This is a genomic window from Palaeococcus ferrophilus DSM 13482, from assembly GCF_000966265.1.
Taxonomy (GTDB): domain Archaea; phylum Methanobacteriota_B; class Thermococci; order Thermococcales; family Thermococcaceae; genus Palaeococcus; species Palaeococcus ferrophilus.
In genome coordinates this window covers 132,407-141,478 of sequence record NZ_LANF01000010.1, presented here as the reverse complement: position 1 = coordinate 141,478, position 9,072 = coordinate 132,407, and the positions used below count along the sequence as shown (strand labels likewise).

At 55.1% G+C, this 9,072-nt stretch carries 15 protein-coding genes and 3 tRNA genes; all 18 read left to right on the top strand.

Features of this window, described 5'->3' with window-relative positions; all coding sequences use genetic code 11:
* Positions 1-325 (top strand): (d)CMP kinase (cmk, locus tag PFER_RS05015; RefSeq protein ID WP_048149427.1); only part of this gene is annotated, 325 nt, incomplete at its 5' end.
* Between the two features lie 13 nt (positions 326-338).
* Positions 339-590 (top strand): 50S ribosomal protein L14e, encoded by a 252-nt coding sequence (locus PFER_RS05010; protein ID WP_048149407.1) that lies wholly within the window; start codon positions 339-341, stop codon positions 588-590.
* A gap of 145 nt (positions 591-735) precedes the next feature.
* Entirely contained in the window at positions 736-1,047 is a 312-nt protein-coding gene (locus tag PFER_RS05005) for a DUF427 domain-containing protein (protein WP_048149405.1), read from the top strand.
* Complete coding sequence (locus tag PFER_RS05000; RefSeq protein ID WP_048149404.1) at positions 1,034-2,362, top strand: dihydrolipoyl dehydrogenase family protein; 1,329 nt, start codon at positions 1,034-1,036, stop codon at positions 2,360-2,362. Before PFER_RS05005 ends, PFER_RS05000 begins: the two co-directional genes overlap by 14 nt.
* A gap of 81 nt (positions 2,363-2,443) precedes the next feature.
* Entirely contained in the window at positions 2,444-3,448 is a 1,005-nt protein-coding gene (locus tag PFER_RS04995) for an RNA-guided pseudouridylation complex pseudouridine synthase subunit Cbf5 (RefSeq protein ID WP_048149399.1), read from the top strand.
* A gap of 791 nt (positions 3,449-4,239) precedes the next feature.
* Positions 4,240-4,827: a class I SAM-dependent methyltransferase gene (locus PFER_RS11995; RefSeq protein WP_084593911.1), complete on the top strand. Its 588-nt coding sequence runs from the start codon at positions 4,240-4,242 to the stop codon at positions 4,825-4,827.
* Positions 4,813-4,899, top strand: a tRNA-Ser gene (locus PFER_RS04990). The genes PFER_RS11995 and PFER_RS04990 overlap by 15 nt, the downstream gene beginning before the upstream one ends.
* 38 nt (positions 4,900-4,937) lie before the next feature.
* Positions 4,938-5,387: a 30S ribosomal protein S13 gene (locus PFER_RS04985; RefSeq protein ID WP_048149425.1), complete on the top strand. Its 450-nt coding sequence runs from the start codon at positions 4,938-4,940 to the stop codon at positions 5,385-5,387.
* 10 nt (positions 5,388-5,397) lie between these two features.
* Positions 5,398-5,940, top strand: coding sequence for a 30S ribosomal protein S4 (locus tag PFER_RS04980; protein WP_048149396.1), 543 nt, complete (start codon positions 5,398-5,400; stop codon positions 5,938-5,940).
* Positions 5,937-6,353, top strand: coding sequence for a 30S ribosomal protein S11 (locus tag PFER_RS04975; protein ID WP_048149395.1), 417 nt, complete (start codon positions 5,937-5,939; stop codon positions 6,351-6,353). Before PFER_RS04980 ends, PFER_RS04975 begins: the two co-directional genes overlap by 4 nt.
* 30 nt (positions 6,354-6,383) lie before the next feature.
* The gene (locus PFER_RS04970) at positions 6,384-7,160 is read left to right on the top strand and encodes a DNA-directed RNA polymerase subunit D (RefSeq protein ID WP_048149393.1); all 777 of its coding nucleotides are present in this window, start codon (positions 6,384-6,386) and stop codon (positions 7,158-7,160) included.
* Position 7,161: 1 nt separating this feature from the next.
* A tRNA-Leu gene (locus tag PFER_RS04965) sits at positions 7,162-7,249 on the top strand.
* Between the two features lie 56 nt (positions 7,250-7,305).
* Positions 7,306-7,671, top strand: a complete 366-nt coding sequence (locus PFER_RS04960) for a 50S ribosomal protein L18e (protein WP_048149390.1) — start codon at positions 7,306-7,308, stop codon at positions 7,669-7,671.
* A 6-nt stretch (positions 7,672-7,677) separates the two neighbouring features.
* Positions 7,678-8,106 carry a 50S ribosomal protein L13 gene (rplM, locus tag PFER_RS04955; RefSeq protein ID WP_048149388.1) on the top strand — a complete coding sequence of 143 codons (429 nt, stop codon included), beginning with the start codon at positions 7,678-7,680 and terminating at the stop codon, positions 8,104-8,106.
* Positions 8,107-8,116: 10 nt separating this feature from the next.
* Positions 8,117-8,524 (top strand): 30S ribosomal protein S9, encoded by a 408-nt coding sequence (locus tag PFER_RS04950; RefSeq protein WP_048149386.1) that lies wholly within the window; start codon positions 8,117-8,119, stop codon positions 8,522-8,524.
* Between the two features lie 55 nt (positions 8,525-8,579).
* A complete protein-coding gene (locus tag PFER_RS04945) occupies positions 8,580-8,777 on the top strand; it encodes a DNA-directed RNA polymerase subunit N (protein WP_048149384.1) in 198 nt (65 codons plus the stop codon).
* Positions 8,778-8,796: 19 nt separating this feature from the next.
* Positions 8,797-8,874 (top strand) — tRNA-Pro (locus tag PFER_RS04940).
* 21 nt (positions 8,875-8,895) lie between these two features.
* Positions 8,896-9,069, top strand: coding sequence for a DNA-directed RNA polymerase subunit K (locus PFER_RS04935; protein ID WP_048149382.1), 174 nt, complete (start codon positions 8,896-8,898; stop codon positions 9,067-9,069).
* Positions 9,070-9,072: the final 3 nt, after the last annotated feature.

Here is a 9,072-nt window from a genome sequence, read left to right as displayed (position 1 = left end):
GATAGAGGGTCGCCTCGCTGGTTGGATGGTTAGGGAAGCCGACCTTAAGATATGGCTCGATGCACCCCTCAGGGTCCGCGTTGAGAGGGTCGCGAGAAGGGAGGGGAAACCCTACGACGTGGCCTTCATGGAGACCGTTGAGAGGGAGAAGAGCAACAGGAAAAGATATTTAAACTTATACGGTATTGACATTGAGGACCTCTCAATCTACGACCTGGTAATAAACACATCGAAATGGGGTCCCGATGGCGTCTTCGAGATTGTGAAGGCCGCCGTCGACCACCTTTCCCCCGTCGGTGACGCGGGGGATGGAGAAAAAAACTGAGGAGGTGGAATGAATGGTTGCCATAGAGGTTGGAAGGATCGGTGTGATTATAGCCGGCAGGAGGGCCGGTCAGAAGGTCGTCGTCGTTGACGTCATAGACAGGAACTTCGTCCTCGTTACCGGCGCTGGCCTCAACAAGGTTAAGAGGAGAAGGATGAACATCAAGCACATCGAGCCCCTTCCGGAGAAGGTTAACATCGAGAGGGGAGCTGACGACGAGGCAGTCAAGGCCGCCCTCGAGCAGGCTGGAATAAGCCTCGAGTGAGACTGGGGCCTTTTGGCCTCACCTCTTTTCAATGTTCCGACGGTTGTGCTTTTTACATTGCAATATATTGTTTTTGATATCTTTCCACTCTGTAAACAGAAAGCCGTTTAACTTTTTCCGCCTACTTAATGATGGAGTGGTTTTCATGGTTAGAGCTGTTTGGAACGGAGAAGTTATTGCCGAGGCAGGGAGCGGGGAAGTGGTTCTTCTCGAGGGCAACGTGTATTTCCCACCGTGGGGCGTGAGATGGGAGTTCCTCAGGGAGAGCGACACTCACACGACCTGCCCCTGGAAGGGCGTGGCGAGTTACTACCACGTTGTGGTCGGCGGTCATGTGAACAAAGACGCCGCATGGTATTACCCCGAACCTAAGGAGGCCGCGAAGGCCATCAAGGGGTACGTTGCCTTCTGGAGGGGCGTTAGGATAGAGAGGGATGAGGAAAATGCGGAAGTTTGACGCTGTGGTCATTGGAACCGGCGTCGCCGGCTCTTCTGCAGTCTACAAGCTAGCCAAGTCCGGTTTGAGTGTTGCCATCGTTGACGAGAGGCCCTTTGGAGGGACGTGCGCACTGAGAGGCTGTGACCCGAAGAAAATCCTCATCGGCGGGGCGGAGCTGGTGGACTGGGCGAAGAGAATGAGGGGCAAGGGCCTCGAGGGAGACCTCAGGATAAACTGGAAGGAATTAATGGCCTTCAAGAGGGAGTGGACGGAAGGATTTCCCGAGAGGATGGAGAGGAGCCTCAGAAATGCTGGCGTCGAGACGTTCCACGGGAAGGCGAGGTTCGTCTCTGAAAGCGCCATCGAGGTGAACGGGGAGACGATAGGGGCGGAGAAGTTTCTAATCGCTACCGGGGCAAAGCCGAGGCCTTTGAACATTCCGGGTGAGGAGCACGTGACCACCAGCGACGGGTTCCTCGACCTCGACGAGCTTCCGGAGAGGATAGTTTTTATCGGAGGCGGATATATCTCCTTCGAGTTCGCCCACCTTGCCGCCCGTGCCGGGAGTGAAGTGACGATACTCCACAGGAGCGAGCGCCCCCTAAAGAACTTCGAGCCCTACGTGGTGAGTTTCCTGCTGAGGGCCACCGAAGACGCTGGCATAAAAGTCATCACGAACGCACCAGTTGAAGCAGTTGAGAAAAAGAATGGTTCCTTCCTCGTCAAAACCCCTAAAGGCGACTTCGAGGCTGACCTCGTCGTCCACGGTGCTGGCAGGGTTCCCAACGTAGACGACCTCGGGCTTAAAAACGCGGGCGTGGAACACAACCGGCGGGGCATAATCGTCAACGAGTACATGCAAACGAGCAACCCGAGAATCTACGCCGCGGGGGATTGCGCCGTTGGGGGTCTTCCCTTAACGCCAGTGGCCGCGGTGGAGGGGAGCATCGCTGCAAGTAACATGCTAAAGGGAAACCACGTCAAGGTGAACCACGATGCCATACCCACAGTAGTTTTCACGATACCTCCACTGGCCTCGGTTGGACTGAGGGAGGAAGACGCGGTAAAGAGGGGGCTTGAGTTTTCGGTTAGGGAGGGGGACACTTCGGGGTGGTACACTTCCCTCCGGATAAACCAGAGGTACTCTGCCTACAAGGTGCTGGTTGAGAAGGGCAGCGGGAAGATACTAGGAGCCCACTTCCTCGGCCACAACTCGGAGGAGGTAATAAACGTCTTTGCCCTGGCTATCAAGCTCGGCCTGAGGGCTTCGGATTTAAAGCACTCCTACTACGCTTATCCCACCCACACGTACGACATACTCTACATGCTCTGAGGGCTCTCCGGGCGGGCATTAGGGCAAGTTTATAAAGCCGGAGGGGAAACTTAGGGCAGTAACGCTCACCGGGTGATGCTCATGGCTAGGGACGAAGTTAGGAAGATCCTACCGGCGGACATAAAGCGTGAGGTTCTCATTAGAGACGAAAGCGCCGAGACCAACCCTAAGTGGGGCTTTCCGCCAGAGAAGAGGCCCATGGAGATGCACATGCAGTTCGGCATAATAAACCTCGATAAACCCCCCGGACCGACGAGCCACGAAGTTGTCGCGTGGATTAAGAGACTTTTCAACCTCAGCAAGGCAGGCCACGGTGGAACGCTCGACCCGAAGGTGAGCGGTATTTTACCGGTTGCCCTTGAGAGAGCCACGCGCGTTGTGCAGGCGTTGCTTCCCGCGGGTAAGGAGTACGTTGCTCTCATGCACCTCCACGACGACGTCCCGGAGGAGAAGATAAATGCCGTCATGAGAGAGTTCGAGGGCGAGATAATCCAGAGGCCGCCGCTGAGGAGCGCCGTCAAGAGACGCCTTAGGACCAGGAAGGTCTACTACATAGACGTGCTCGAGATAGACGGCAGGGACGTTCTCTTCCGCGTTGGAGTCGAAGCCGGAACCTACATCCGTTCGCTCATTCACCACCTGGGTCTTGCCCTCGGTGTCGGCGCCCACATGGCCGAGCTCAGGAGAACCAGAAGCGGCCCCTTCAAGGAGGACGAGACGCTCGTGACCCTCCACGACCTCCTCGACTACTATCACTTCTGGAAGGAGGACGGGGTTGAGGAGTACTTCAGGAAGGCCATCCAGCCGATGGAAAAAGCTGTAGAGCACCTCCCCAAGGTGTGGATAAGGGACTCGGCGGTTGCCGCTGTAACGTACGGTGCCGATCTGGCTGTCCCTGGTGTAGTCAAGCTCAACAAGGGCATAAAGCCGGGTGACCTGGTTGCAGTGATGACCCTCAAGGACGAACTCGTTGCCCTCGGAAAGGCCAAGATGAGCAGCCAGGAGATGCTCAACAAAGGCAAGGGCATAGCGGTTGACGTTGACAAGGTCTTCATGCCGAGAGAGTGGTATCCGAAAATGTGGTAGAAACTTTGCCAAGCAAAGTTTCATCAAAGAGTGAATGTCCTTATTAGAGTGCCAAGTTTTTGATTCTCTCGTTTAATTGACAATTTTTCAAGGGGTTTGCTTGCAATATAGCGCCCGGAGGGCGTTAAAAGAAGAGAAAACCTGCATTTTTCTGCTCATTTATCAGGAGAATCCTCCGTTATCAAGCCAATTCTCAAAGACATTCAAACTTTTGGTGAAGCTTTTTCCAAAAGCTTCCTGTACTCTCAAACCCCCGGGGTGGGGTTTCACCCCACAGCCCCGATTTTTCTTTAAAACATGGGAAACTACGTTTCCCCACCTTCATTATTTCTTAATCCTCAGGGGGGCTGACGCCCCACGCCCCCTGTAACTTTTCTCAAAAGCTTTCCGTACTCTCAAATCCCTTATTGTAGGAGTTTGCTCTTCAAAAGGAGAACTTTGCCTGCGCAAAGTTTCATCAAAGTTTGTGGTTCTTCCTTCTAGTTTTTTCTTTGTCATGTTTGCTTTTCTAACTATTATTGTTGGATTGGAATTCCATTTGAGTGGGAACATTTACTTGGGTTACTTTTTCTCGCGCTCTATCGAGCGCTTTTAGAGTTAAACTCCCTGTTCTAAACTTGTGTGGAATGAATTCCTGTTTAAAGGGCTCTAGTGAGAGAGTGCAAACACTTCCCCAATTGGCACTTTAAAAAGGAATCACTATCTTTTGGTCAAGCTTTGCGCAAGCAAAGGTTGCTGTGCGGGCAAGGGGCGGGGTTCAACTTTATAAACCCCTCCCCTTATTTCCAACCATGAGCCACTACTACTCCGAGAACCCCAATGTCCCGCTCAGGACGAAGACCATAGAGGTCACCGTCAGGGGAGAGCGCTTCAGGTTCATCACCGCCAGCGGGGTCTTCTCCTTTGGGAAGTTCGATAACGGCACGAGGTTACTCCTTGAGAGCGCCGTTCTGGACAGGAGATGGCGCGTCCTTGATCTGGGCTGCGGCTACGGGGCTATAGGCGTTGTTGCCTCCCGCTTTGTTGAGTACGTTGTGATGACCGATGTGAACAGGCGGGCGGTGAGCATAGCAAAGAAAAATTTAAAAATCAACGGCGTGGAGAATGCGGAGGTAAAGTGGGGAAGCCTCTACGAGCCGGTCAAAGGGGAGCGCTTCCACGCCATACTCACCAATCCACCCGTTCACGCTGGCAAAGAGGTGCTGAGGGAAATAGTTATAAATGCTCCCAAGCATCTCTACGATAGCGGTCTGCTCCAACTCGTCATTCGCACCAATCAGGGCGCAAAATATATTAAGGCTCTAATGGAGCAAACCTTCAATGAAGTGAGAGAGCTGTCCAAAGGGGGCGGCTTTAGAGTCTATGCCGGGATAGCCTAGCCTGGGATGGCGCGGGCCTTGAGAGCCCGTGGGCGTTTGCCCTCCGGGGTTCAAATCCCCGTCCCGGCGCCAAAATCCTCGTGAAGGATTGATCTGGAGGTGTATTGATAATGACCGAGAACTTTAGACACATCGTGCGTATCGCTGGAACGGATCTGGACGGAAACAAGCAGATAAGGTGGGCCCTTACGGGCATCAAGGGAATAGGCATAAACTTCGCCACCATGGTGTGCAGGGCTGCCGGAATAGACCCCTTCGCCAAGCTCGGTTACATGGGCGATGAGGACGTTAAGAAGATCGAGGCGGTGCTTGAGGACCCCGTTGGGCACGGAATCCCCGAGTGGGCTGTCAACAGACCCAAGGACTACGAGACCGGAAGGAACCTCCACCTCATCGGTGCAAAGCTCGCCATGTACTGGAGGGAGGACTTCAACAGGCTCAGGCGCATACGCTCCTACAGGGGTATCAGGCTTGAGCGCGGTCTACCCGTGAGGGGCCAGAGGACGAGGTCAAACTTCAGGCACGGTGCAACACTCGGTGTTAGCAGGAGGAAGAAGTGAGGTGATCTAAATGGGAGACCCGAAGAAGCCAAGGAAGAGGTACGAGACTCCCTCTCACCCCTGGATTAAGGAGAGAATCGAGAGAGAAAAGGTACTCATGAAGAAGTACGCCCTCAAGAACAAGAAGGAGCTCTGGAGGCACGAGACCCAGCTCAGGGAGTTCAGGCGTAGGGCGAGAAGACTCCTCGCTGCCCGCGGTAAGCAGGCCGAGGTCGAGAGGGTTCAGCTCCTCCAGAGGCTCAACAGGCTTGGTCTTCTCCCTGCCGAGGCAAAGCTCGATGACGTCCTTTCACTCGTCATCGAGGACGTTCTCGAGAGACGCCTTCAGACCATCGTCTTTAAGAAGGGCCTCGCGAGGACTCCCAGGCAGGCCAGGCAGCTTATCGTTCACGGCCACATCGAGGTCAACGGCCAGATAATCCGCTCTCCGGGCTACCTCGTGCTCAGGGAAGAGGAGGACACCATAACCTACTCCAAGACCTCCCCCTTCATGAGGGAGAACCACCCGGAGAGGATGGTTATTGAACAGGCTCAGAAGGGTGAGGCACAATGAGCGAGGAGCAGAGGATTAACATAAAGAAGAAGGAGAAGTGGGGTGTTGCCCACATCTACTCCTCCTACAACAACACCATCATCCACATCACCGACCTCACCGGAGCGGAGACCATCTCAAAGTGCAGCGGTGGTATGGTCGTTAAGGCCGACAGGGACGAGCCCTCCCCCTACGCGGCAATGATCGCCGCCAAGAGGGCCGCGGAGGAGGCTCTCGAGAAGGGAATAACGGCCATCCACATAAAGGTCCGCGCTCCCGGTGGAAGCAAGAGCAAGAACCCCGGACCCGGTGCGCAGGCAGCCATTAGGGCTCTCGCCAGGGCGGGGCTTAGGATAGGAAGGGTGGAGGACGTCACCCCAATACCGCACGACGGCACCAGGCCCAAGGGCGGTAGAAGGGGAAGGCGTGTCTGACCTTCACAACTTCTTTTTTTGGTGAGAACAATGAAAATCGAAATTCTTGAAAAGAGGGAGGATGCGATACGCTTCATCGTTGAGGGAGTTGAGGTAGCCTTTGCCAACGCTCTCCGCAGGACCATCCTCGGCGACGTGCCCACCTTCGCCGTTGACGAGGTTGAGTTCTACGAAAACAACTCCGCCCTCTTTGACGAGATTATCGCCCACCGCCTCGGACTCATTCCGCTGGTCACCCCCGCGGACAGGTTCGAGCTCGATGCTCTGGAGCTCGATGAGTACACCGTCACACTCTCACTCGAGGCGGAGGGCCCGGGAATCGTCTACTCAGGCGACATTAAGAGCGACGACCCCGAGATAAAGCCCGCAAACCCCGACATCCCGATAGTCAAGCTCGCCGAGGGGCAGAGGCTGACCTTCAACGCCTATGCGCGCCTGGGTAGGGGCAAGGAGCACGCCAAGTGGCAGCCTGGTTTTGCCTACTACAAGTACCTCACGAAGGTTCACGTGAGCAAGGAGGTACCCAACTGGGAGAGGGTTAAGGAGCTCGCCGAGAAGCGCGGGCTTCCGGTTAAGGAGACCAAGGAGGAGCTCGTCGTAACGACCACCAAGGCGTTCTACCTCCCCCGTGAATTCGACGAGTACGTCGGCGGGCCCATCAAAGAAGAGATAATTCCGGGTGCTTTCGTCTTTACGGTCGAAAGCAACGGCGAACTCCCCGCAGAAGCTATAGTAGCGACCGCCCTTAAAATCCTCATGAGGAAGGGCGATAAATTTATAAGCGAACTCCATAGATTAGCGGAATAGCGCGGGGGTTGCCGAGCCTGGCCAAAGGCGCGGGATTTAGGGTCCCGTCCCGCAGGGGTTCGCGGGTTCAAATCCCGTCCCCCGCACCAGTCACTGTCATCCCTCCCAACGGTGCGGTGCGAGAAAACGTTAAGGAGGAGTGTTCATGGTTAAGAGAACCGGACCAACTGACATTAATTTGAGAAGGCTCATAAGAACCCTCAAGAAGAAGTCCAACGAGGAAGGGGTTAAGATATGGAAGGACATCGCGTGGCGCCTCGAGAGGCCCAGGAGGCAGAGGGCAGAGGTTAACGTCAGCAAGATCAACCGCTACACCAAGGAAGGCGACACCGTTATAGTCCCCGGTAAGGTGCTCGGCGCGGGAAGCATAGGCCACAAGGTTACGGTCGCTGCGTGGGCTTTCAGTGAGGAGGCCAAGGCCAAGATACTCAGCGCTGGTGGAGAGGCTATCACGATTGAGGAGCTCATTGAGAGGAACCCGAAGGGTAGTGGAGTAATCATAATGGAGTGATGAGCCATGAGGATTATTAACGCTGACGGACTCATACTGGGAAGGATGGCCTCAAAGGTCGCCAAGATGCTCCTCGAGGGAGAGGAAGTCGTTATCGTCAACGCCGAGAAGGCCATCATAACCGGAAACAGGGAGTACATCTTCGCCAAGTACAAGCAGAAGACGCTCTTCAGGTCAATATCCAACCCGAGAAGGGGTCCCTTCTACCCCAAGAGGAGCGACGAGATCGTCAGGAGAACCGTGAGGGGAATGCTCCCCTGGAAGAAGGACAAGGGAAGGAAGGCTTTCAGGAAGCTCAAGGTCTACGCGGGCATTCCGAAGGAGTTCGAGGGCAAGGAGCTTGAGACGATAAGCGAGGCCCACATATCAAGGCTCGCCACGCCGAAGTTCGTTACCGTCGGTGAGGTTGCGAAGTTCCTTGGTGGAAAGTTCTGAGGTGATGGAGATGAAGGTCATCCAGACTGCTGGAAAGAGGAGGACGGCCATTGCGAGGGCCACCATTAGAGAGGGTAAGGGCAGAGTGAGGATAAACAGCAAGCCGGTCGAGATCATCGAGCCCGAGATGGTCAGGCTCATCATCATGGAGCCGCTCATCCTCGCCGGAGAGGGTATCGTTAACAAGGTTGACATAGACGTCAAGGTCCAGGGTGGAGGAATGGTCGGACAGGCCGAAGCGGCACGTGTCGCCATAGCCAGGGCCCTCGTGGAGTGGACCAACGACATGAACCTCAAGGACACCTACATGCAGTACGACAGGACCATGCTCGTCGGCGACAGCAGGAGAACCGAGCCCCACAAGCCAAACCGCTCTACCAAGGGCCCGAGGGCCAAGAGGCAGAAGTCCTACCGTTGAGCCCTTTCCTTTAAACTTATATCCGAAAAGTTTTTAAAAGCGGGAAGGTGTGAAAATGATAGTGCCCGTCCGGTGTTTCACCTGTGGAAGGGTGATAGGGGACAAATACTACGAGTTCAAGGAGAGGGTCGAGAAGGGGGAGGACCCCGAGAAAGTCCTCGACGATCTCGGCCTTGAGAGGTACTGCTGCAGGAGGACACTCCTCAGCCACGTCGAGCTCATAGACGATGTCATGAAGTACAGAGTGTATTAAAAACCCACATTTCTTGGGTGGGGCCGTGGGGTAGCTTGGTCCATCCTCTCGGCTTGGGGTGCCGGAGACCCGGGTTCAAATCCCGGCGGCCCCACCAAAATTGGCAAAGGTGAGAACCATGTTCAGGTACACGAGATTTGAGAAGGCCCGGGTGATAGGGGCTAGGGCACTCCAGATATCCATGGGTGCACCCGTCCTCATAGACGTCCCCGAGGGGATAACCCCTCTGGAAGCGGCCATGCTCGAGTTTGAGAAGGGAGTAATACCAATAACCGTCATAAGGCCAAGCTGAAGG